Genomic DNA, 459 nt, shown 5'->3' with positions numbered 1-459 from the left:
GCTACGTGGCTCATCAGCATGCCCTTAACTGACAGATTTTCGATCACGATCTTGTCGTAGTCATTAACCAGTTTAGTCGTAAACTTCTGCATCAAGTCATTTTGGATATTACCTGCCTTGCGATAGCATGCTTGAAGCTTGGCTTTCGTCTTCAAGTAATTCTTGCTTTCGCAAGCAGCTTCTCCATTTTTGACTTGCTTTTTGGCAAGCTGCCTTTGATAGTGCTTGATTTTTTTATAAATTCTATCAAGCTTCTTAGGCAGTACGTTCACCCGGCCTCCCGTGTAATCAAAGTGACCAACATTGACGTCAACCGCGGTAGCTTTGCCTGTTTTGCCTAGCAGCTTAACATCCTCAGCCTTGATCTTATACGGGATGGCAACGTAATAACGGCCTTTTTCTTTGAAGTAGCTGACAACGCCAAACTCATCTGACAAAGGCTTTTCGCTCAGCTTAAAG

At 43.6% G+C, this 459-nt stretch carries 1 protein-coding gene; it reads right to left on the bottom strand.

The annotated features are described in order from the left end of the window. A partial coding sequence (locus lacNas_RS11485) for a transposase (protein WP_244661464.1) occupies positions 1–459 on the bottom strand: 459 nt, incomplete at both ends.

The sequence above is a fragment of the Lactobacillus nasalidis genome, from assembly GCF_016587775.1.
Lineage (GTDB): Bacteria > Bacillota > Bacilli > Lactobacillales > Lactobacillaceae > Lactobacillus > Lactobacillus nasalidis.
The sequence above is the reverse complement of the archived record's forward strand: the minus strand, read 5'-3'. Positions and strand labels throughout refer to the sequence as shown.